Source organism: Rhodococcus sp. 077-4, assembly GCF_047782425.1.
Taxonomy (GTDB): domain Bacteria; phylum Actinomycetota; class Actinomycetes; order Mycobacteriales; family Mycobacteriaceae; genus Rhodococcoides.
In genome coordinates, this window is the sequence record NZ_JAJPWC010000008.1 from 20183 (window position 1) to 42109 (window position 21927).

Consider the following 21927-nt stretch of genomic DNA (forward strand, 5'->3'; position numbering starts at 1 on the left):
GAGATGAACGTGAAGATCACTCGTACCCCCCGACCTCTTCTCGCCGCCGTCATGGCCCTGGCGGTGGTCGCCTCGGCCTGCAGCACCACCACGACCGGCACCGACACCGATGCCGACGGGGACAGCACGATCAAGCTGCAACTGCAGTGGTTCAAGCAGGGTCAGTTCGCGGGCTATCTCGCTGCAGTCGATCAAGGGTTCTACGCAGAACAGGGACTGAACGTCGAAATCCTGGACGGTGGAACCGATATCGTTCCGCAAACTGTTCTTGCGCAGGGACAGGCCGACTATGCCGTGGCGTGGGTACCGAAGGCGCTCGCCTCGCGGGAGGCCGGAGCCGGCATCACCGACGTGGCCCAGATCTACCAGAAATCCGGCACCTTGCAGGTCTCGTTCGAGGATCAGAACATCGCGTCACCTGCCGACCTTCGCGGTAAGACGGTCGGAAACTGGGGCTACGGCAACGAGTTCGAGTTGTTCGCCGGTATGACGAAGGCCGGAGTCAGTCCATCCGATGTCACACTGGTGCAGCAGCAGTTCGACATGAACGGCCTGCTCTCGGGCGATATTGCTGCAGCGCAAGCGATGTCGTACAACGAGTACGCGCAGTTGCTCGAGACCGTGAACCCTGCAACGGGTGCGCTGTACACCGCAGACGACTTCACGACGCTGAACTGGAACGACGACGGTGTGGCGATGTTGCAGGACGCGATCTGGGCCAACACCGACAAGCTGTCCGACGAGGCGTACCAGGAGCAGACCGTCAAGTTCCTGGCAGCATCGCTGAAGGGGTGGATCTTCTGCCGCGACAACGTCGAGAAGTGCCGCGACATCACCGTCGCGGCAGGCTCGACACTCGGTGCAAGTCATCAGCTCTGGCAGGTCAACGAGGTGAACAAGCTGATCTGGCCGTCCGCCGACGGAATCGGCACGATCGACGAGGCAGCCTGGCAGCAAACGGTCGACGTGGCGAAGACCACGAAGAACGCCGAGGGCTCGACCGTGCTGACCGCTGATCCCGATCCCGAGGCTTACACCAACGAGTACGTGAGCAAAGCGCTGGATTTGTTGAAGGCCGACGGCGTGGACGTCACCGGAGAGTCGTACGCTCCGATGGAGGTCACACTGGAGGAAGGCGGCAAGTAGATGGATCACGTGTTCTACTCCTGGGCAGCGCAGGCCGAACTGAATCCGATCACCGTCGAAGGTGCCGCGGGATCGTGGTTCTGGGACGACAAAGGCAATCGGTACCTGGATTTCTCCTCACAGTTGGTCAACGTCAACCTCGGGCATCAACACCCCGACGTCGTCGCCGCCATCGTCGAGCAGGCCCAGGTGCTGACGACCATTTCGCCGACCGTCGCGAACAACAAGCGCAGCGAACTCGCCGCGCTGATCGCCGAACGCGCCCCGGGTGATCTCGAGCGAGTGTTCTTCACGACGGGTGGAGCCGAAGCCGTCGAGCACGCGGTTCGGCTGGCTCGACAGCACACCGGACGTACGAAAATGCTTGCCGCATATCGGTCTTACCACGGCGGCACCGGAGTTGCGATCGGTCTCACCGGAGAGCCGAGGCGCTGGGGCACCGAACCCACCAACGTCGACGTCGTCCGGTTCTTCGGCCCGTATCCGTACCGGTCACCCTGGGGCACAACGACACCCGAGGACGAGTCGGCTGCGGCACTGGCGCACCTCGAACAGGTCATCGTGCTCGAAGGCGCGCAGAACATCGCCGGACTCATCCTGGAATCTGTCATCGGCACCAATGGTGTGCTCATCCCGCCGCCCGGATATCTGGCCGGAGTGCGAGCGCTGTGTGACAAGTACGGAATCGTCTACATCGCCGACGAGGTGATGGTCGGGTTCGGCCGGATCGGTGAATGGTTCGCGTGCCAGGCCTGGGACGTCACACCGGATCTGATCACCTTCGCCAAGGGCGTCAACTCCGGCTACGTGCCACTCGGTGGTGTGGTGATCTCGGAGAAGATCGCCTCGCAATTCGACCACAAGGCCTACCCGGGCGGTTTGACCTACTCGGGGCATGTGCTCGGGTGCGCAGCGGGAGTCGCGTCCATCGGAGTGTTCGAGCGCGACAAGATTTTGCCGCACGTGCGTCATGTGGGGGAGGACGTCCTCGGTGCGGGCCTGTCGAAGCTGGCCGAATCGCATCCGAGCGTGGGCGAGGTGCGCGGCAAGGGATTCTTCTGGGCCGTCGAGCTCGTCAAGGACGGAACGACACGAGAGCCGCTGGTGCCGTTCGCCGCGTCGGGCAAGGATGCGGCGGCGATGGGTGAGGTGACCGTGGCAGCGAAATCGCGTGGCCTGTGGCCGTTCGTCGCAGGCAACCGCCTCCAGATCGCCCCGCCGCTGACGACCTCCGAGGACGAGATTCGTCAGGGACTGGAAATCCTCGACGAGGTGCTGACGGTGGCGGACGGGTTCACCGTCTGACCGAGGTCGTGCGCGGAACTTCGACCCAGGCTACGAGGCAGGAGTGGAGCCCGCGGAACGACCCGGAAAACACTGTGTGCTTCTGCGGCGTCGGCCGCTCTGCTCACAGCACAGCACCGGGGTTGAGGATGCCTGCCGGATCGAGTGCGGTCTTGATCCGGCGCGTGAGCTCCATGACGTCTTCACCGACCTGATCCGGAAGCCATGCCTTCTTGAGGCGCCCTACGCCGTGCTCACCGGTGATGGTGCCGCCCAACGAAATTGCCAGATCCATGATTGCGCCGAAGGCGATGTTGGCGCGCCGCGTCATATCGGCGTCTTCGGGGTCGAAGACGATCAGCGGGTGGGTGTTGCCGTCGCCGGCGTGAGCGATGACGGCGACCAGTACGTCGTATTTCGCGGACAGCTCGGCGATTCCGTCGACCAGTGCCGGAAGCGCGGGCAGTGGAACACCGACATCCTCGAGCAGCAGGCTACCGAGTCGCTCGACCGCAGGAATCGCGAATCGCCTCGCGGCAGCGAAGGCCTCGCCCTCGTCGGGATCATCGGTGGTGAAGACGTCGGACGCACCGGCCTCGGTGCATGCGGCCGCCATGATCTCGATTTCGCGGCCTCGGTCGGCGCCGGGGGAGTCGGACCGAGCAATGAGCATCGCCGCCGCCTCGCGATCGAGGCCCATGTTCATGGCGTCTTCGACGGCACCGATGGACGCGCGGTCCATGAACTCGAGCATCGAGGGCCGCAAGTTCCTGGTGATGGCCAGAATTGCGGCGGTTGCATCGTGCACGGAGGCGAACGACGCGACCACCGTACTGGCGGGAGGTTGCGCCGGAATCAGTCGCAATGTGATCTCGGTGATGATGCCCAGGGTGCCCTCGGAGCCGACGAACAACTTTGCAAGAGACAGTCCTGCAACATCTTTCAGGCGTGGTCCGCCGAGTCGGACGGCGGTGCCGTCGGCCAGGACCACCTCGAGGCCGAGAACGTAGTCGGTGGTGACGCCGTACTTGACGCAGCACAGACCACCCGCATTGGTGGCCGCATTGCCTCCGATGGAACACATTTCGAACGAGGACGGATCCGGTGGGTACCACAGGCCGTGTTCGGCGACGGCCTTCTTGACCTCGGCGTTGAGCAGGCCGGGTTGTACGACGGCGATGCGGGTCACCGGATCGACGGTGATCTCTCGCATCAGCTCGGTGGTGAGAACGATTCCACCGTCCACGGCGGTGGCTCCACCGGACAGACCCGATCCCGCGCCGCGTGGGACGACCGCCACTGCATGCTCGGTGGCCCACCGCATGACGGAACGAACGTCCTCGGTCGACTGTGCGCGCACGACGGCAAGCGGGGTACCGGCGTCGGGATCCTTGGCCCAGTCGCGTCGGTAGCCTTCGGTGATGTCCGGGTCGGTGACAACCGAGCCGGGCGGAAGAAGGGATTCGAGCTCGCTCAGGCGGGCATCTGTCTCGGTCGTCACCGACATCTCGGTCTCCTCACGTCGAAAATGTGACCGTCGACACTCGAGTCTGTCACGGCCGCACGTGAGGCGGAGTCGGGGTCGGTCGACGCTCGGTCATTGGTTGCGTTGCAAGGTCAGTTCTGCGAGTTCGGTCGCGGCACCGCACGGGTCGGCCGGACTGCCGCCTCGATATTGCACCCACCAGGTGATGACACCCGAATAGGCCACGCTGATTCCGCACGAGGACGGGTCGGCCGGTCGGCGCGAGAGAAACCCTGTGGTGCCGGCGACGGCGACATCCTCGGTCGCGTAGCCGAGCCGATCGGCCAGGTCGCGCTCGCGCGAGAGCGCATCGTTCTCGAACCAGGCGAAGGTCACGTCGATCAGTCCGCCCGCACCCACGCCGGTCCACATGCACACCGCACCGTAGAAGTACTGGTCGACGACGTCGGCACCCACGGTTTCGGCGATGGTGGGATCCGGGACGGCGATGCATTCCTCGAGCAGCTTGTCGAACTGTCCGCTGTCGCCGGATCGAACGGGCATCGCGGTGCCGCTCACGGTGGTGGAGCATCCCGTAGTCGCGGCGGCCACGACGAGGGCCGCGGCGAGAATGCGACGGGCGGATGTCGTGGAAGGGGTCATCAGGATTGCCCTACTCGGCCTTCGAGATCGTGGCGCGGGCCAGATCCTCGACAACGTTGCAGGAATCGCGGGGGCCGTCGACGATGTAGTTGATCGACCAGTGCAGAAACCCGTCCCCGTTCTCGACACCTGCCTCGCATGATGCCGCCGTCGCCGCCGCGGTGAATCCCGGGTGCCCGTCGACATCGATTCGTTCGATGGTGCGACCCACGGCCTCGGCCACCGATTTCTCGCGGTCGATGGGGCTGCCGCGGTACCAGGTGAACATTGCGTACGCCCCGCTCGCCGACTCCCACCGGCAGCGAATGGCGTTCTCGGACACCACCGTCAGGTCGGCAATGCCGGCCGCCGCCTGTAGTTCGGTGTCGTCCATCGACCCGCACTCACCGACGAAGAGTTCGTCGGTGATGGGCCGATCCGCGGTCTCGGACGGATCCGGATCGGCTCCGGGGACCGGTGTGTTCGAGCATCCGGCCACTGCACACACGGTTGCCGCGATCAACGCTGCAACGGCTCGAGTGCGCACGAACGCGGACTCTACCCACCGCACGAGGGCGAGGACGAGCGATTGCGAGAAGCGAGTCACATCAGCAACATCAGCCTCAGGCGTTACCAGATCGATGCGTCGTCGACACGCAATCTTGTAGTTCGCCACGCTAGCGTCCAGCGCAGCGAACCTCGCACCCCATGTGGTGTGAGTCGACAAGGAGGCTGCACCATGATCGACCCCGGAAGTGACTCCTGGAACTACGTGGCCGCGATGTTCTCGTACGAATTCCTCGGGGGCGGAATCGAATACGACACCATCGAACGCATTCACCGAGGCGAGATCGACGAGTGGGCAGAGGCGTTGACGCAATCGGGGCTGTTCGATCGAGCCGCTGTCGCGCAGATTGCCGACTCGTGGCGTCAGGCCCCCCGGCAGTTGTTCGACATGTTGGTGCTCGACGCGGACGAGATGACCGCCCGACGATGCTCGCTGGCGTGGTCCTCGCTGGACCGGCTCGCACCCCTTGCCCGCCTGGGCTGAACTACGTTCGGGGGCCGAGCAACCGCGTCCCCGACGCATCGACGACGATTGCCTGCTCGTCGGTCAACCCATGGCAGTCGATACCGTCGCTGCGTAAACGCTGCAGAGTTGCAGACCCCGAATCGTTCTCGTCCAGTACGGAATTGACGTGCGGGACTATCGAGAAGTCGACCAGATCCAGTCCGCTCCACACCGGATCGACGCCGGTGGCGGGCCGCACTTCGCCGGGGTCGTCTGCGTCCTCTACTCCGGTCAGTGACGGAGCGGCCACACACGCGCCTGCGCTGTATCCGCCGTAGACCATCGAGCCCTGCCGAACACGCTCGGCCACGATCTCGTCTGCTCCCGAGCGGGCGAGTTGAGCGCGCAGTACGAAGGTGTTGCCCCCGCGCACCCACATCGCACCGAAGCCGTCGAGCGCTCGCTCGAATGCTGCGGGCCGGCCCACGAACTCGCGCAGATCCAACTCCGCAGGGCGGTACCCGAGCGCGCGCAGCGGACCGAACTCACTCCTGAGCGAGGATTGGCGTGCGGCGACCGGCCAAGCGTCCGATGCGTTCGCGATGACGGCGAGATCGGACGGCGGGCCGGTGAGTTCGACGAAAGCGTCGGAGTGGCCGCCGAATCGATACGACGACAGGAACAGCTTCATACCGTCGATTCGCCGTTCAATCGAGTCAGTCCCACGCGAACGGCATCGGCAACCCGATCGGGCTCCCGCAGTCGACAAGTCACGAAACCTGCGGCGAACCGCAGTCGATCCCGGTGCCAGCGCGGCACGACGTGTAGATGCAGATGGAATACCGTCTGGAACGCGGCTTTTCCGTCGTTGATCACGAGGTTTGCCCCGTCGGCGCGCAGGTCCGAGTGGCGCACGGCCCGTGCCAGCGTGTGGCCCACGCGGAACACGTCGGCAGCCGCCGCCGGATGAGTCGAGTTCAAGTCGGTGGAGTGCACGCGCGGGACGACCAGCAAGTGCCCGCGACTGATCGGTCGAATGTCGAGGAACGCGACCGCGTGGTCGTTCTCGAACACGCGGTGTGCCGGAGCATCGCCGGCGACGATGGCACAGAAGATGCAAGTTTCCACGTTTGTCACTGTAGGGTCCGATCTATCACCGACAGACCCATATGACGTGCATCACAATTGCCCGTCCCGTAGTCGCGGAATGCCGAACGGATTCGATTCAGAACGAATCGGACTGTGTTCTGGGTTACCCGCGGTCTGTTTCCTCTGGCTACTATCAGGGACCTTGTGCCTTTGTCGCATGGGTTCGTCCACTCGTCGCAAGCTCGGGGCCGTTGGCCGACCGGTGGACACCATTCAACGCAGGAAGACGGAGATTTGGAAACATCGCAGAGCACTGAGAAGGGTTCGGGATCCACGACTGTCGTCGGTGTGGTCCGGGAATCGGGGGAGGGCGAGCGCCGCGTCGCCCTGGTGCCCAAGATCGTTGCCTCCCTGACGAGCAAGGGCGTCGAGATCGTCGTCGAATCGGGTGCCGGACTCGGCGCTCTCATTCCCGACGAGTTGTACGTTGCCGCCGGAGCGACGATCGGTGATCCATGGTCGGCGGATGTCGTGGTCAAGGTTGCGCCACCGTCCGAAGCCGAGATCGCCAAGCTGACGTCGGGTTCGACGCTCATCGGATTTCTGGCACCACGCAACGCGGAGAACAGCATCGGGGCTTTGAAGGCGGCCGGCGTGCAGGCCTTCGCCGTCGAGGCCATCCCGCGTATCTCGCGCGCCCAGGTGATGGACGCACTGTCCTCGCAGGCGAACGTTGCCGGCTACAAGGCAGTGCTGTTGGCGGCATCGGAATCGACTCGGTTCTTTCCGATGCTCACCACCGCGGCCGGCACCGTCAAACCCGCGACGGTGCTCGTGCTGGGCGTCGGCGTGGCCGGTCTGCAGGCGCTCGCCACCGCGAAGCGTCTCGGCGGCCGCCCCACCGGGTACGACGTGCGTCCCGAGGTGGCCGATCAGGTTCGGTCCGTCGGAGCGCAATGGCTCGATCTGGGGATCGACGCCGCAGGCGAGGGCGGATACGCGCGCGAGCTGACCGAGGACGAGCGAGTGCAACAGCAGAAAGCACTCGAAGAGGCCATCAAGGGCTTCGACGTGGTCATCACCACGGCACTGGTACCCGGCCGCCCGGCACCGCGATTGGTGACGGCCGCGGCCGTCGAGGGGATGAAGCCCGGCAGCGTCGTGGTCGACCTCGCAGGCGAAACGGGCGGCAACTGTGAACTGACCGAGCCCGGCCAGACCGTCGTCAAGCACGACGTCACCATCTGCTCGCCGTTGAACCTGCCCGCCTCGATGCCCGAGCACGCCAGCGAGTTGTACTCGAAGAACATCTCGGCATTGCTCGAACTCATGTTGGTCGACGGCAAACTCGCCCCCGATTTCTCGGACGAGGTTCTCGCCGGTGCCTGCGTGACACGTGAGAAGGAGAACTGATGTACACCCCGCTGCTCGCGAACATCGCGATCCTGGTGTTGTCCGGGTTCGTCGGCTTCGCGGTGATCTCCAAGGTGCCCAACACCTTGCACACGCCGTTGATGTCGGGAACCAATGCCATCCACGGCATCGTCGTGCTCGGTGCCCTGGTGGTGCTCGGCAAGGTCGAGGATCCGTCCATCGGCCTGCAGGTCATCCTGTTCGTCGCTCTCGTGTTCGGAACCGTCAACGTCATCGGTGGATTCGTGGTCACCGACCGCATGCTCGGCATGTTCAAGTCCAAGCCGGTCCCTGCCGAGGCCACGAAGGGTGCTGACTCCTGATGGACAATCTCGTCAACATCCTCTACATCGTTGCCTTCGGCATGTTCATCTACGGCCTGATGGGCCTGACCGGCCCGAAGACCGCCGTACGTGGCAACCAGATCGCTGCGGTCGGCATGTTCCTCGCCGTCGTGGCCACGCTGATCTCCATCCGCGACACCGGGAACTGGATCCTGATCGTCGTCGGCCTCGTCGTCGGCGTTGCGCTCGGAATTCCACCCGCCCGTCGCGTCAAGATGACCGCGATGCCGCAGTTGGTGGCTCTGTTCAACGGCGTCGGCGGTGGAACGGTCGCGTTGATCGCCTGGGCCGAGTTCCTCGACACGTCGGGATTCTCGAACTTCAAGCACGGTGAATCGCCGACGGTGCACATCGTCATCGGCTCCCTGTTCGCGGCGATCATCGGGTCGATCTCGTTCTGGGGATCACTGATCGCGTTCCTCAAGCTGCAGGAGACCCTGCCCGGATCGCCCATCACCATCGGTAAGTTGCAGCAACCGCTCAACGCTCTGCTGCTGATCGGTGCAGTGGCCGCTGCGGTGGTCATCGGCATCAATGCCACTCCGGGCGGCGGGGTCTCGCAGTGGTGGATCGTTGCGGTTCTCGTATTGGCCGGCATCCTCGGCCTCACGGTGGTGCTGCCCATCGGTGGTGCAGACATGCCCGTGGTCATCTCTCTGCTCAATGCGTTGACGGGTCTGTCCGCTGCGGCGGCAGGTCTGGCGCTCAACAACACGGCGATGATCGTCGCCGGCATGATCGTCGGCGCGTCGGGCACAATTCTGACCAACCTCATGGCCAAGGCGATGAACCGTTCCATCCCGGCCATCGTCGCCGGTGGATTCGGTGGTGGCGATGCTGCTGCCGGTCCGGCCGGTGCCAGCGGCGGAACGGTCAAGGCCACGTCCGCAGCCGACGCGGCGATCCAGATGGCCTACGCCAACCAGGTCATCGTCGTGCCGGGATACGGCCTCGCCGTCGCGCAGGCACAGCACGCGGTGAAGGACATGGCGAAACTGCTCGAATCGAAGGGCGTGGAGGTCAAGTACGCCATTCACCCCGTCGCCGGTCGCATGCCGGGGCACATGAACGTGCTGCTCGCCGAGGCCGACGTCGCGTACGACGCGATGAAGGAAATGGACGACATCAACGACGAGTTCTCGCGTACCGACGTCACGCTGGTGATCGGCGCCAACGACGTCACCAATCCCGCGGCGCGCAACGATCCGTCGAGCCCGATTCACGGGATGCCGATCCTGAACGTGGATCAGTCCAAATCGGTGATCGTGCTGAAGCGTTCGATGTCGTCCGGCTTCGCAGGGATCGAGAACCCGCTGTTCTTCGCCGAGGGCACGTCGATGTTGTTCGGTGACGCGAAGAAGTCGGTGTCCGAGGTGACCGAGGAGCTCAAGGCTCTCTAGTCACGAACCAACAGCAGTACCGATGGGGCGCTCCGGTAGTTCACCGGGAGCGCCCCATTCTGCGTTGAACGGCCAATCCCGCCGTATCGAGCGGGTTCGCGGCCTCACGGGCAGCGGCGGCGGGCGAAAAGAGCATGACGATCGAGCATGCCGGCCACCACACGAGCGCGATCGCCACTGCGCCCACGATCCCGACGATCGACGCAGATCCGACGAGGACTGCGGCCGCAGCCACCGCGAGCACTGCGATGGTTCCCAGGCCCAACACCACGGGCCGCCAGCTCACGGACACCACCATGGACGCAGCGCCGAGCAGGGACACCACGGCGACGAGCTGGCCACTCGGCAGATCGACGGACGGCATCGCCGTTCCCAGAAACTCCCGAGTGAGGGCGCTGGTCACCAGTGCTCCGATGGTGCAGGTGATCACCGCCCCGATTCCGTAGGGCAGTGTGCGCAGCAGCGCCACGACGGCGAGGGCGGCGACGGCGGTCAGCACTGCGGTCGCGTCGATCGCACCGAGGGCGATGGCGGCCACGGCGGCGGCGGGGCCGGACTCTACGAACACCGGGGCCGGCATGTGCGGTGCCCACGTCAGGAGGATTGCCAGCAGAACGGCGGCTGTGCCCGCAAGGCCCAGTCGCGTGGCCACTGCTTTCCGATTCGGGAGGGACGCGGGCTCGATCGGTGCGGTTGCCGAACCGGCGCGAGGAGCCGCTTGCATCGATGCAGGTTCGTGGCGCGGTGCTGGCATGACCGCCACAGTGGTGCAGTGGGCTGAGCGTCGGGTGTGAGCGGCGTAGGAACCCGCTGAGTGTGCTCGGTCGGTAACGGTTCGATCACGTAGGACCCCTGGTCAGGGTCGGGTTCCACGAGGGATCGAAACCTATCTGTCAAATGCGCGAGGTGGGCAGAATGCGCATAATTGGGGCACGCAGATTGTTTGCCGGCACTCACGCAGTCTCGAGGTTTAATTTCGGTTGGAGTGGTCGATGGCGTAGAAGGTCGGTCAGTTGCGACGAGACTGCGCTCTCGGCGAGCGACCTGGCCTTTCACCTGGTGTTTTGCATCAGATTTGTATCGCCTCACAATGTTTCGGTAGGCGAACTATGACTTCGTTGCAAAGCGTTGATTGGATGGGTCAACTTGTGTGACTATGGTCACATAGTCCGATTCACCCTGGGCGAGACCGTCGAAAAGGGCGTAGTTTCAGCCCCATCGGAAAACCGCTTTATGCCGTTACATGCGGGTCGATAACGATCCGGAAACGGCTGGTGATACCGGTCACGTGCCGTCGTGGCTGGGTACTCGAAACCTACGGACGCCGAAAACCTGGAGGAGAAGAACATGACCGTAATGTCTCAGGGACAGCTCGACATGGTCCGCGCGTTCTTCTGCAACGAGTTCGAAGCGGATTCTCTCGACCGGACGACCATGCCCGAGCATACGACCGACGCCATCGCAGAGTGGGTCGAGGCGCTGGAGAACAGCGGACTGTTCGCCCCGTCCGAGGTGCGCAATATTTCGGCTGTCTGGGCCTCGCAGCCGGAAGCCATGATTTCCCTCCTCGTCGGTGAAGTGGACGAAATCGCCGTCAAGCGCCACGAAGTTGCGGTGCCCGCCGCAGCAATTGCTACTCCGGCGCTGATCTCCAGCTTCGAGCGAGCCAGCTAGTCGAACCCGCTCAGCGTTTCGGAGCTGGGTGGGCATTGCTTCGCTACGATCATCGGATTCCGATGACGGCAGTCGACAACGGTGTCGCGCGGCGAGGTAAGGGTTCTTCATGAGTGCAGTGGGGCTGGACGAAGAAGCAGTGTCGACCTGGATTGCCGGGTTGGGAATCGGCGCAACGTCCCCGCTCACCTTCCGTCGGATCGGCAACGGACAGTCCAATCTCACCTACGCAGTCCGCGATGCGGGCGGCAGTACCTGGGTGCTGCGACGCCCACCTCTGGGGCACCTGCTGGCATCCGCACACGATGTAGTGCGTGAACATCGAATTCTCTCGGGGTTACAGAACTCGGCCGTGCCCGTTCCGAAAATGATTGCACTGACCCAGGATTCGTCCGTATCCGAGGTTCCTCTGGTGCTGATGAGTTTCGTGGACGGAATTGTCGTCGACTCGGTGAGCACAGCCGAACAACTCGACCCCGATCACCGACGCCGAGTCGGGCTCGGTCTGACCGTGGCTCTGGCGGACATCCACCGAGTCGATCTCGACTCCTCCGGTCTGGCCGACCTGGCCAGCCACAAGCCGTACGCCGCGCGGCAACTCGCGCGGTGGACCAAGCAGTGGGAATCCTCGCGAACACGGGAAGTGCCTGGTATCGACTCGCTGGCAGCTCGACTGGCGGCCGGTATTCCTCAGCAGCACGAGGTGACCCTGGTGCACGGAGACTTCCACCTCAGCAATGTCATCACAGCCCGCGACGACGGTCGAGTGGCCGCCGTCGTCGACTGGGAGTTGTGCACACTCGGAGATCCGTTGGCGGATCTGGGCGGGCTGCTGGCCTACTGGCCGGAAGCCGACGACGGGGTCGCCGGTCCGTTCATGGCGTCGACACTTCCTGGCTTTCCTTCCCGTGCGGAGCTCATCGAGTCGTATGCGGAGCACACCGGGCGCGACGTCTCCGACGTCGGATTCTGGCAGGTGCTGGCGCTGTGGAAGCTCTCGATCATCGCCGAGGGCGTCATGAGGCGAATGGAAGCGGATTCAAGAAACCGGGCCGTGGCAGGCGGGCCGACCACAACGCTCATCGACGACATCGTCACCAGGGCGCTGGGGACAGCCGACGAAATCGGCCTCTAGCAGTCAGCTCGTCGCGGTTCCGATCACCAGAGTGCGTGCAGCGCTTTCGATCTCGGGCGGAATCGCGACCGGTCTGCGAGTGACTCCGTCGACATATACGTGTACGAATCGACCCCGAGCCGCCAGCTCCAAGGCATCGTCACCGGCCTCGCGAAACAATCCCAGCGAGTAGACGATGCTTCGGGTGCCCAGCTTCTCGACGGCAAGGCCCACTTGAAGGCGATCCGGAAAACTCAACTCGGACAGGTACCGGCACGAGGTTTCCGCGACGACACCGATCGCCGACAGCGTCCGGATGTCGACTCCGGTGGTCTCCATCAACCAGCCGTTCACGGCGGTATCGAAATACGCGTAATAGGTGACGTTGTTGACGTGACCGTAATGGTCGTTGTCGTCCCATCGCGTCGTCACCGGCCACAGCACCGGAAAATCGGATGCCCGTGACAATTCTGGGTCGGCGTTCACCTGGTCCGTCATGAACGTGACCCTAGTCAGTGTTCTCGGACGTAGGCAGGGCCGGGGACTGTCGACCCAGGATCGCCCGCACCACGAGTCCGGCGACCAGCGCCCAGAATGCCGATCCGATTCCAGCGAATGTCAGGCCGGACGAGGCGACGAGAAACGTCAGAACGGCCGCTTCTCTGTCCGGAGCGTGTTGCAGTGCGCCGAACAACGACGTGGCGAGGGTTCCCAGCAGAGCAAGTCCGGCAACGGTTTCCACCACTCCGGCAGGTGCAGCGGCCACCAGGGTTGCCAGTGCCGTGGACAGCAATGCGAGCCCCAGAAACGAGCAACCGGCCGAGAACGCTGCTATCCATCGTCGCCTCGGGTCCGGATGGGCACCGGGATTCGCCGACAGCGCAGCACTGATTGCGGCGAGGTTGATCGCGTGACCGCCCGCGAACGCGCCCAGGACGGTCCCGGTTCCGGTGACGGTCATCGCCGCTCGCCACGGGATGCGATAGCCGAACGACGCCATGACGGTGGTACCCGGAATGTTCTGCGACGCCATCGTCACGATGTACAGGGGGATTGCAATTCCGACCGTCGCCTGCCAGGTCCAGTGGGGAACCGTCCAGTCGATTCGAGGAACCAGATCGGACGCCGCGATGGGTGTGCCGTCGCTGATCAAGTCCGCTGCGATGACTGCGGCGGCCGCCGCGAACGCAGCGGGCACTGCCCACCGCGCTTCGAATCGGAGCACCACGAGCCAGACGAGCACCACCGGCGCTACCTGAGCGGGGGAGTCGGCGAAGCCGACAACCGGTGCCGCGCACAGGGGCAACAACACTCCGGCCAGCATTGCCTGGGCGAGTGGTATCGGAATCCTCGAGACAAGTGCGCCGAGTGCAGGCCACAACCCCGTCAGAAAGATCAACACCCCGACTGTGACGAACGCACCCACGGCAGCGGGCCATCCTCCGACGACCACACCGGTTCCGGCCAGCAGAGCCGCGCCCGGTGTCGACCACGCCAAGGTGATGGGCTGTCGATATCTGCGCGCGAGCCACATCATGCCCACGGCCTGCACCACACACAGCGCCACCAATCCGGAGGCCGCCTCCGTGGGGCCGGCACCCACTTCGCGCAAGGCCGTGAGTACGACAGCGAACGAGCTGGTGAAGCCGACCAGCGAGGCCACGATTCCGGCGCTGATGGGGGTCGAGAGTGGGGTCGGTCTGTCGGCCGCGTCGGCAGTGGTCACGATGGACGATGATGCACTGTGTTCCCTCGCCTGTCGCGTCGTTTCATGTCGAGTCGCGCGGCGCTACGTGGCGGCGGCCGAATACTGTCGGGGCACCACCGGTGTGACGTAGTCTTGGTTGGACCGGACCAGTCCGTACCGCTGGTTCGGCGAGTGACGGAAAGGCCGGCGCAGTGGTGATGCCCGTACATCTGAGGGACAGTCAGATACCGAAGCACGAACAGCTTCGCGCAATTCTGCTGCACCGCTGCACCAAAGAGCTTCAGCCCGGCGATCTGATGCCGAGTGAGCGGAAGTTGATGGAGGACTACGGGGTCAGTCGTATCACCGTCCGCGAAGCCATCGGGCAGCTCGTCAACGACGGACACCTCGTGCGGGTTCGCGGCAAGGGCACGTTCGTGGCCAGTCGTACCGTGCAGTCTCGCTTGCACCTCGCCTCGTTCTCGGAGGAGATGCGCGCGCAGGGTTTGACGCCCACGACGGTGGTGTTGTTCGCGCGGCTCGAAAACCCCTCGGCGGCAACGACTCGCGCTCTGGGCCTGGCCGACGGCGAGCAGACCTACCACGTCAAGCGTCTACGACTGGCCGACGCAGAACCCGTGAGTGTCGACGACGGCTGGTTTCGTGCCGCACTGCTCCCGGGTCTGATCGATCACGATCTGAGCAAATCCGTGTACGAGGCGGTGCAGATCCATTACGGGTTGACCATCGATCGGGCCGAGCAGACCGTCAAAGCCACTGCAGCCGACAGTGATACGGCCACCTTGCTGGGTACCAAGCGCGGTGCACCCGTTCTGTATTTCGACCGCGTCTCTTTCAGTGGTGACGAGCCTCTCGAGCACACCGAGAGTTGGTACCGCTGCGACCGGTATCAACTGTCGATGGAAGTAGAAGGCGGGCGACGCACCTCGCAGCGTCGGTGAGGTCAGGGCAACTCGTACAACAGGTCGCCCACCGCGGCGCTGCTGCCGATGCCGGCGCTCGTGATCGAGTCCGGTTTCGAGTCCATCAGGACCACGGGAACGACATCGGAGTAGCCCGCCGCCGCGATCGCAGCAGGATCGTAGGTTACGACGAGGTCGCCGGCTTCGACTCGATCACCCTCCGCTGCAACGAGTTCGAAGCCCTCGCCTCTCATCTTCACGGTGTCGATACCGATGTGTACCAATATGCCCGCCTTGTTCTCGGTGAGGACGACGAACGCGTGCGGGTGCAGTTTGAGAATGGTGCCGGCGATCGGGGAGCGGACCTCGACGGCACCCTTGTCTGCTGTCGGGCGAAGTGCGACACCGGAGCCGACCATCTGCGCCGAGAACACCGGGTCGGGCACGTCGGCAAGGGAGATGATCCGGCCGGCAACGGGACTGAGAATCCGTTTGCCGTTGCTCACAGAATGTCGCCGATGTCTTCTGCGAGCGTGTCGGCTTCTGGGCCGACGATGACCTGAACGGCGGTTCCCTTGTGAAAGACCCCATGGGCCCCTGCCGCCTTCAGTGCTGCCTCGTCCACCAACGACCCGTCTTTCACCTCGGTGCGTAGCCGGGTGATGCACGCTTCGATTTCGACGATGTTCTCGGCACCGCCGAGACCCTTCACGATCGCGTCCGCCTTGGTCATGTTCGGTTCTCGCATTCTGTCGGCTGGATCACATGGCCGGGTTGACATGTGCTTGCCACCTGGCCAAACTACAACTGGTAATGACCGGACAGTACCCCTGATGTCATCCGGTCACAACAGCGAAGTCGCCCTGTAGGGACCAGCCTCGAAGAGAAGGTCGCCATGACCCAGAAGAAGACGGACTCGGTCGACACCGAGCCGAAGAAGGAATCCCGATCACTGGCCGGACTGCAGCGGTTCGGTCGCAGCCTCATGCTTCCTATCGCTGTTCTGCCCGCCGCCGGAATCCTGCTGCGGCTCGGTCAGGACGACCTGCTGGGAAGATTCAGTGCACTCGAGACCACCGCTGCGGTCATCTCCGCCGCAGGTCAATCAGTGTTCACCTGGCTTCCGCTCATCTTCGCGGTCGGTATCGCAATCGGCTGGGCGAAGAAGTCCGACGGTTCGACCGCGCTCGCCGCGGTGGTCGGCTACATGGTGATGAACGGTGTCTTCACCGCGATGTCACCAGTCGTGCTCGACGGGAAGGTCGACGCCAAAGGCGACCCGGCCGTGATCGACTACGGAGTCCTGGCGGGCATCGTCATCGGACTGCTCTCGGCTGTCCTCTGGCAGCGGTTCTATCGACAGAAGCTGCCGGACTATCTCGGCTTCTTCAGCGGCCGCCGGCTCGTGCCGATCATGACGGCGATCACCGGTCTCGTTGTCGCGGTGATCATGTCGTTCGTGTACCCACTCTTCTACAGTGCCCTCCAATGGGTCGGTAACACCGTGGCCGACCACAGCGTGGTGGGAAGTGGAATCTACGGATTCGCCAACCGCATGCTCATTCCCACCGGGCTGCACCACATTCTGAATTCCGTCGTCTGGTTCCTCGTCGGTGACTACCAGGATGCGAGCGGCCAGCTGGTGCGTGGTGATCTCAACCGATTCTTCGCCGGCGACCCGTCCGCCGGAGTGTTCATGACCGGATTCTTCCCGATCATGATGTTCGCGCTCCCCGCTGCCGCCTTCGCGATCTACCGCAACGCCAAGCCGTCGCAGAAGAAGATCGTCGGCGGAATCATGTTGTCCACCGGCCTGACTGCATTCGTCACCGGTATCACCGAGCCGCTCGAGTACTCGTTCATGTTCGTCGCCTGGCCGCTCTACATCATTCACGCAGTCCTGACCGGAACCTCGATGGCGCTGACCAATGCCCTCGGAATACATGACGGGTTCTTCTTCTCCGCCGGTGGCATCGACTACCTGCTGAACTACGGAATCGCCACCAAGGCATGGCTGCTGATCCCCATCGGTCTGGTGTACGCGGTGATCTACTACTTCTTGTTCAGCTTCGTCATCAAGAAGTGGAATCTGCGCACCCCCGGACGTGAGGACGAGGCCGCGCCCGAACCCGATCGGGCATGACCGCACCGACTGCGACGACGCTCCGAGGTCGGGTCGTCACCCGGGATGAGGTGATCGAGGACGGCGTCGTTGCCTGGATCGGAGACCGAATCTCGTGGGTCGGACCGGCTCGAGAGTGGCTCGGGGGCGTTGCACCACAATCGGATTCGATCATCCTTCCCGGCTTGGTCGATCTGCACTGTCACGGCGGCGCCGGGGTCTCTTTTCCTGATTCGCCTTCGGCCGATCTCAGGACGGCCGTGCAGCATCATCGCTCCCGCGGCACCACCACGATGCTTGCCTCGCTGGTATCGGCACCGGCCGAACGGCTGGTCGCCCAGACGTCTCTGTTGGGCGATCTGTACGAGTCGGGCGACGTCGCCGGGGTACACGTCGAGGGACCGTTTCTGTCGGTCGCTCGATGTGGAGCACAGGACCCGGCGTCGCTCCGGACGGGTGATCCCGGACTGCTGCGCGATATCCTCGACGCAGGTCGGGGATCGGTGCGTTCGATGACTCTGGCACCCGAGGTCGACGGGTTCGCCGCCGTCGCAGAGATGTTGCGCGAGAACGACGTACTGCCGAGTGTCGGACACACGGACGCCGACGCGCTCACCACCCGCCGAGGTATCGAATTGCTGGGACACGGGCCGATCACCGCCACCCACCTGTTCAACGGAATGCCGACCTGGCACCACCGGGCACCGGGGCCGGTGAGCGAATGCCTGGCGGCTGCGGCCCGCGGCGACATGGTGCTGGAATTGATAGGCGACGGAGTGCATCTCGCCGACGAGACCGTGCGCGCGGTGTTCGATCTCGTTGGTGGCGCACGCATCGCCCTGGTCTCCGACGCCATGGCGGCGGCCGGTATGGCGGACGGTCGATATCGACTCGGGCCACTGGACGTGACCGTGCACGACTCGATCGCGCGGTTGTCCCGTGAGACCGATCCCGAGACGGCTCCGATCGCGGGCGGTACCGCAACCGTGCTGGACCTGGTTCGTCGAGCCGTACAGAACGCCGGTGTGCCCTTGGTCGAGGCGGTACGGGCCGGGTCGTCGACCCCGGCCACATCGATCGGCCTCGGCTCCGACATCGGTTGCCTCGAACAGGGCATGAGGGCCGACGTGCTGGTGCTCGACGCCGCTTTCGAGCCACGTCAGGTGATCAGAGGCGGAACCGCGACAAGAGAGGACAGCTAGATGGAGGTCGTGATCCTCGAGGGGGTCGAGGCTGTGGATCGAACTGCCGCCGACATCGTCGAACGAGTCGTCCGAGCCGGTCCTGCCGTACTGGGCTTGGCAACAGGGTCCACCCCGGTAGGTGCGTATCGCGAGTTGTCTCGACGGCATCGCGAGGACGGTCTGACGTTTGCTCGGTGTCGAGCGTTTCTGCTCGACGAGTACATCGGGCTGGCGAAAACGGCTGAGCAATCCTACTTTTCGTTCATTCGAGACAATTTCGTGGACCACGTCGACGTGGACGACGCCGAGGTGTTCTCGCCGGACGGCGAAGCGGACGACATCGCTGCCGAGGCGCAGCGGTACGACGCGGCGATCGCGGCTGCAGGCGGCATCGATGTTCAGATCCTCGGAATCGGCACCGACGGGCACATCGGATTCAACGAGCCCGGGTCATCCCTGCGGTCCAGGACGCGCGTGAAGACGCTCACCGAACAGACTCGCGCCGACAATGCGCGTTTCTTCGATTCGCCCGAGGACGTGCCGCACCACGTGTTGACGCAGGGTCTGGGCACCATCGACGAGGCGCGACACCTGGTGTTGATCGCGACCGGGGAGGCCAAGGCCGATGCGGTGGCAGCGGCGGTCGAAGGACCGCTGTCGGCATACTGCCCCGCCTCGGTGATCCAATGGCACCCGCATGCGACGGTGCTGCTGGACGAGGCCGCGGCGTCGTCGCTCGCTCTTGCCGAGTACTACCGATACGCCTACGCCGACAAGCCCCGTTGGCAGCACCTGTGAGTCAGCTGCGCGAGAATTCCGATGCGCGCGCGATCTGCTCGTCCGACGGCCGCACCCCGGTGTAGAGGACGAACTGTTCGGCTGCCTGAAGGGCGATCACCTGAGCGCCGGTGATCACGGGCTTGTTCGCTGCGCGCGCGGCGAGAACGAGCGGCGTCTCGGACGGCATGGCGACGACGTCGAACACTGCGCTCGCGGCGGAGATCTGCTCGTCGGTGAACGGGGTCGAATCGGCGTCGGGCCCACCGGTCATCCCCACCGGAGTCACGTTCACGAGCAGGTCTGCGCCGACTGCCTCGGCCGACCAGTCGTAGCCGTAGGCCTCGGCGAGGTCCGGGCCGGTGTTCGGGTTGCGGGCAACGACGGTGCCACGGGTGAAACCCGAGTCGCGCAGTGCGGCGACGACGGCCTTGGCCATGCCGCCGCTGCCGGTGACGGCTACCGAGTATTCGGTCGAGAATCCGCTGGCAGCAACAAGATTCGCGACAGCCTGGTAGTCGGTGTTGTACGCGTGCAGAACGCCGTTCTCGTTGACGATGGTGTTGACGGATTCGATGGAGCTCGCCGACTCGTGCATCACGTCGACCAGTTCGATCACATCTTCCTTGAACGGCATGGAGACGGCGCAGCCTCGAATACCCAACGCACGAACGCCGCCGACCGCGGCGGCAAGGTCTGTGGTGGTGAACGCCTTGTAGACGAAGTTCAAGCCCAACTCGTCGTACAGGTAGTTGTGGAAGCGTGTTCCGATGTTGCTCGGTCGGCCGGACAGTGACATGCAGAGCTGTGTTTCACGGTCGAGGAAGCTGCGAGAGTGTGCCGTTGCCATCGGCCTCACGTTACCGCTATCGGTGTCGGTTCACGGCGAGCACGTCGATGCGACGGAAGCGAGAACATCGTGATCGGCCGCCGTGATCGGCAACTCGTACTGGGCGGCGACGGACAGGTACTTGCCCGCGTAGAAGCAGTGGTAGGCCGCGTTCGGCGGCATCCACTGCGACGGCGTCTTGTCACTCTTGGTCTGATTGTCCGGGCCGTTGACTGCCAACAATTCGAATGCGACGTCGTTTGCGAACCGAATGCGCTTGTCGGGCAACCACGTGTTCGCACCCATGTCCCAGGCAGCGGACAGCGGGTAGACATGATCGATCTGAATTTTCCCGGCGTCGGACTTGGTGAACTGCAGCCGCTCGCCGGAATACGGATCGGCCAGCGAACCCGAGAGCACGACGCAGTCGCGGGTGCCTGCGCGGAACTCGACCTCGGTCATCGACAGCGCCAGCACGTTGTCACGGGTACCGCAACCGTCGTGACCGCCGGGCCCGTCGTAGTCGTCCGTCCACGCCGGACCGAACACGCACCCCTCGCCGCTCTTGCACCCGCGCTCGTAACCGAGGGCGTCGGGTCGGGTGGCGACCACGCGAACCTGGGCGAGCAACTGATCGATCTGGGTGCGAGTGGGACTGCCAGGGGCCGGTGCGGCGGGGGAGAAGCCGGGTATGACGGACCGGTCGCACGAGCCGAACGCAGCCATCACCACCGCAGCGATCACCAGCAACACAGCCACCCACAGCTTTCTCACGCACGCCCCATCGTCGATCTTCGTACTCGGTTTTCGGTTCTCGCGTCAGCAGTGTGCCGGACGGCACCGACAGCTGCCGCTCGCACGAACCGAGCGTCAGCGGACCTCGACGACGACCTTGCCGAGCACGTGTCCGTTCTCGACGAGAGCGAGAGCTTCGCCTGCGCGCTCGAGGGGGAAGACGTGCTCGATGCGCGGACGAAGCACACCGGAGGACACGAGTTCCGCCAACCGGGTGAATGCCGCTGTGGTGCGATCGCGTTCGGCTCCTGATCCACCCCACTGCGCAGCCAGGAGCGGATCGGCCACGCTGACGATCGGTGCCCCCGTCTTCTCGGCGGCCGCACGCAGCGTGTCGCCGCCGACGAGATCGACGATGCCGTCAACCGACCGCGAGATCGAGTCGACGTAGTCGGGGCCGGAGGCAACGAACTCGGCTCCCAGGCTCTCGATCCATTCCCGCTTGCCTGCGCTCGCGACCGCGAGAACGTCGATACTTTCGGCGCGCGCCAGCTGAAGAACCGATGACCCGACGCCGCCTCCTGCGCCGAGTACCAGAACGGTGTTGCCTGCCACCACCGACAGTCCGTGCAGCGCGTCGTACGCCGTTCCGGCAGCCACCGGCAGTGTGGCCGCCACCGCCCAGGACACCGTCTCGGGCTTGGGTGCTGCGCCTGCGGCATCGAGCAGTGTGTACTGCGCATATCCGCCGTGACCGGACGCCGTTGCCCCGAACACGGCGTCGCCTGTGGAAAATCCGTCCACTCCCGAGCCGACGCGCACGACCGTGCCCGCCACTTCTCGCCCCAACACCGCGGGCAGAGTGATGTGCACGGTGCTCTTGCGATTGCCTGCCCGCACTTTCCAGTCCGCGGGATTGACTCCGGCGGCGTGTACCGCGACGAGAATCTGCCCCGGCCCTGGCTCGGCGACAGGGAGGTCGAGGAAGGCCTGGGTATCGGGCCCGCCGTATTCGATGAAGCCGTACGCGATCATGCGCTTACTGTGCCTCATACATCGGGCCGCCTCGACGCCGGTGATGTCGGTG

At 64.4% G+C, this 21927-nt stretch carries 25 protein-coding genes; 12 read left to right on the forward strand and 13 right to left on the reverse strand.

The genetic code is table 11. From position 1 onward, the window contains the following. Positions 1–3: 3 nt before the first annotated feature. Both ACNEOT_RS24575 and ACNEOT_RS24580 read left to right on the forward strand, forming a co-directional pair. Positions 4–1146 carry an ABC transporter substrate-binding protein gene (locus ACNEOT_RS24575; RefSeq protein WP_415977340.1) on the forward strand — a complete coding sequence of 381 codons (1143 nt, stop codon included), beginning with the start codon at positions 4–6 and terminating at the stop codon, positions 1144–1146. Further along, positions 1147–2451, forward strand: coding sequence for an aspartate aminotransferase family protein (locus ACNEOT_RS24580; RefSeq protein WP_415977341.1), 1305 nt, complete (start codon positions 1147–1149; stop codon positions 2449–2451). A 103-nt stretch (positions 2452–2554) separates the two neighbouring features. Here ACNEOT_RS24580 and ACNEOT_RS24585 read toward each other — a convergent pair whose 3' ends face one another. From ACNEOT_RS24585 to ACNEOT_RS24595, 3 genes are all read right to left on the reverse strand, one after another. Beyond that, a complete protein-coding gene (locus ACNEOT_RS24585; RefSeq protein WP_415977343.1) occupies positions 2555–3937 on the reverse strand; it encodes an FAD-binding oxidoreductase in 1383 nt (460 codons plus the stop codon). A gap of 90 nt (positions 3938–4027) precedes the next feature. Further along, on the reverse strand, positions 4028–4558 hold the full coding sequence (locus ACNEOT_RS24590; protein WP_415977344.1) for a DUF3558 domain-containing protein: 531 nt from the start codon (positions 4556–4558) through the stop codon (positions 4028–4030). 10 nt (positions 4559–4568) lie between these two features. Continuing rightward, on the reverse strand, positions 4569–5084 hold the full coding sequence (locus ACNEOT_RS24595; RefSeq protein ID WP_415977345.1) for a DUF3558 domain-containing protein: 516 nt from the start codon (positions 5082–5084) through the stop codon (positions 4569–4571). 192 nt (positions 5085–5276) lie between these two features. On the opposite strand from ACNEOT_RS24595, the gene ACNEOT_RS24600 reads away from it, so the two are divergent. Next, entirely contained in the window at positions 5277–5588 is a 312-nt protein-coding gene (locus ACNEOT_RS24600) for a hypothetical protein (protein ID WP_415977346.1), read from the forward strand. 1 nt (position 5589) lies between these two features. Here the strand turns inward: ACNEOT_RS24600 and ACNEOT_RS24605 are convergent, their stop codons facing one another. Continuing rightward, positions 5590–6240, reverse strand: a complete 651-nt coding sequence (locus ACNEOT_RS24605) for a Type 1 glutamine amidotransferase-like domain-containing protein (RefSeq protein ID WP_415977347.1) — start codon at positions 6238–6240, stop codon at positions 5590–5592. Beyond that, positions 6237–6677: an HIT family protein gene (locus ACNEOT_RS24610; protein ID WP_415977348.1), complete on the reverse strand. Its 441-nt coding sequence runs from the start codon at positions 6675–6677 to the stop codon at positions 6237–6239. The genes ACNEOT_RS24605 and ACNEOT_RS24610 overlap by 4 nt, the downstream gene beginning before the upstream one ends. A gap of 255 nt (positions 6678–6932) precedes the next feature. Here ACNEOT_RS24610 and ACNEOT_RS24615 point away from each other — a divergent pair, with 255 nt between their 5' ends. Genes ACNEOT_RS24615 through ACNEOT_RS24625 form a run of 3 tightly spaced genes read left to right on the forward strand, consistent with a single transcriptional unit; the run spans position 6933 to position 9795 of the window. Then, complete coding sequence (locus tag ACNEOT_RS24615) at positions 6933–8051, forward strand: Re/Si-specific NAD(P)(+) transhydrogenase subunit alpha (protein ID WP_415977350.1); 1119 nt, start codon at positions 6933–6935, stop codon at positions 8049–8051. Beyond that, positions 8051–8374: an NAD(P) transhydrogenase subunit alpha gene (locus ACNEOT_RS24620; protein ID WP_415977351.1), complete on the forward strand. Its 324-nt coding sequence runs from the start codon at positions 8051–8053 to the stop codon at positions 8372–8374. Before ACNEOT_RS24615 ends, ACNEOT_RS24620 begins: the two co-directional genes overlap by 1 nt. Further along, entirely contained in the window at positions 8374–9795 is a 1422-nt protein-coding gene (locus ACNEOT_RS24625; protein ID WP_415977352.1) for an NAD(P)(+) transhydrogenase (Re/Si-specific) subunit beta, read from the forward strand. The genes ACNEOT_RS24620 and ACNEOT_RS24625 overlap by 1 nt, the downstream gene beginning before the upstream one ends. A 40-nt stretch (positions 9796–9835) precedes the next feature. Here the strand turns inward: ACNEOT_RS24625 and ACNEOT_RS24630 are convergent, their stop codons facing one another. Continuing rightward, positions 9836–10549 carry a hypothetical protein gene (locus tag ACNEOT_RS24630; protein WP_415977353.1) on the reverse strand — a complete coding sequence of 238 codons (714 nt, stop codon included), beginning with the start codon at positions 10547–10549 and terminating at the stop codon, positions 9836–9838. A 593-nt stretch (positions 10550–11142) separates the two neighbouring features. Here ACNEOT_RS24630 and ACNEOT_RS24635 point away from each other — a divergent pair. After that, positions 11143–11469 (forward strand): hypothetical protein, encoded by a 327-nt coding sequence (locus ACNEOT_RS24635; RefSeq protein ID WP_415977355.1) that lies wholly within the window; start codon positions 11143–11145, stop codon positions 11467–11469. Positions 11470–11578: 109 nt separating this feature from the next. After that, a complete protein-coding gene (locus tag ACNEOT_RS24640) occupies positions 11579–12604 on the forward strand; it encodes a phosphotransferase family protein (RefSeq protein WP_415977356.1) in 1026 nt (341 codons plus the stop codon). Between the two features lie 3 nt (positions 12605–12607). Here ACNEOT_RS24640 and ACNEOT_RS24645 read toward each other — a convergent pair whose 3' ends face one another. Then, positions 12608–13081, reverse strand: coding sequence for an acyl-CoA thioesterase (locus tag ACNEOT_RS24645; RefSeq protein ID WP_415977357.1), 474 nt, complete (start codon positions 13079–13081; stop codon positions 12608–12610). A gap of 10 nt (positions 13082–13091) precedes the next feature. Continuing rightward, positions 13092–14309, reverse strand: coding sequence for a benzoate/H(+) symporter BenE family transporter (locus ACNEOT_RS24650; RefSeq protein WP_415977358.1), 1218 nt, complete (start codon positions 14307–14309; stop codon positions 13092–13094). A gap of 176 nt (positions 14310–14485) precedes the next feature. On the opposite strand from ACNEOT_RS24650, the gene ACNEOT_RS24655 reads away from it, so the two are divergent. Then, entirely contained in the window at positions 14486–15232 is a 747-nt protein-coding gene (locus ACNEOT_RS24655; protein ID WP_415977412.1) for a GntR family transcriptional regulator, read from the forward strand. Positions 15233–15234: 2 nt separating this feature from the next. Here ACNEOT_RS24655 and ACNEOT_RS24660 read toward each other — a convergent pair whose 3' ends face one another. After that, complete coding sequence (locus tag ACNEOT_RS24660; RefSeq protein ID WP_415977359.1) at positions 15235–15699, reverse strand: PTS sugar transporter subunit IIA; 465 nt, start codon at positions 15697–15699, stop codon at positions 15235–15237. Next, positions 15696–15926, reverse strand: coding sequence for a glucose PTS transporter subunit EIIB (locus ACNEOT_RS24665; RefSeq protein WP_415977360.1), 231 nt, complete (start codon positions 15924–15926; stop codon positions 15696–15698). The genes ACNEOT_RS24660 and ACNEOT_RS24665 overlap by 4 nt, the downstream gene beginning before the upstream one ends. Before the next feature lie 162 nt (positions 15927–16088). On the opposite strand from ACNEOT_RS24665, the gene ACNEOT_RS24670 reads away from it, so the two are divergent. The 3 genes from ACNEOT_RS24670 to nagB are packed head-to-tail and all read left to right on the forward strand — an operon-like array spanning position 16089 to position 19297. Further along, the gene (locus ACNEOT_RS24670) at positions 16089–17336 is read left to right on the forward strand and encodes a PTS transporter subunit EIIC (protein ID WP_415977361.1); all 1248 of its coding nucleotides are present in this window, start codon (positions 16089–16091) and stop codon (positions 17334–17336) included. Then, complete coding sequence (locus ACNEOT_RS24675; RefSeq protein ID WP_415977362.1) at positions 17333–18517, forward strand: N-acetylglucosamine-6-phosphate deacetylase; 1185 nt, start codon at positions 17333–17335, stop codon at positions 18515–18517. The genes ACNEOT_RS24670 and ACNEOT_RS24675 overlap by 4 nt, the downstream gene beginning before the upstream one ends. Further along, positions 18518–19297, forward strand: a complete 780-nt coding sequence (nagB, locus tag ACNEOT_RS24680) for a glucosamine-6-phosphate deaminase (protein ID WP_415977364.1) — start codon at positions 18518–18520, stop codon at positions 19295–19297. It abuts the gene before it with no gap. A gap of 1 nt (position 19298) precedes the next feature. Here nagB and ACNEOT_RS24685 read toward each other — a convergent pair whose 3' ends face one another. From ACNEOT_RS24685 to ACNEOT_RS24695, 3 genes are all read right to left on the reverse strand, one after another. Then, complete coding sequence (locus tag ACNEOT_RS24685; RefSeq protein ID WP_415977365.1) at positions 19299–20126, reverse strand: shikimate 5-dehydrogenase; 828 nt, start codon at positions 20124–20126, stop codon at positions 19299–19301. A 30-nt stretch (positions 20127–20156) separates the two neighbouring features. Beyond that, entirely contained in the window at positions 20157–20831 is a 675-nt protein-coding gene (locus tag ACNEOT_RS24690) for an HNH endonuclease family protein (RefSeq protein ID WP_415977414.1), read from the reverse strand. 144 nt (positions 20832–20975) lie between these two features. Further along, positions 20976–21875, reverse strand: coding sequence for an NADP-dependent oxidoreductase (locus ACNEOT_RS24695; protein WP_415977366.1), 900 nt, complete (start codon positions 21873–21875; stop codon positions 20976–20978). Positions 21876–21927: the final 52 nt, after the last annotated feature.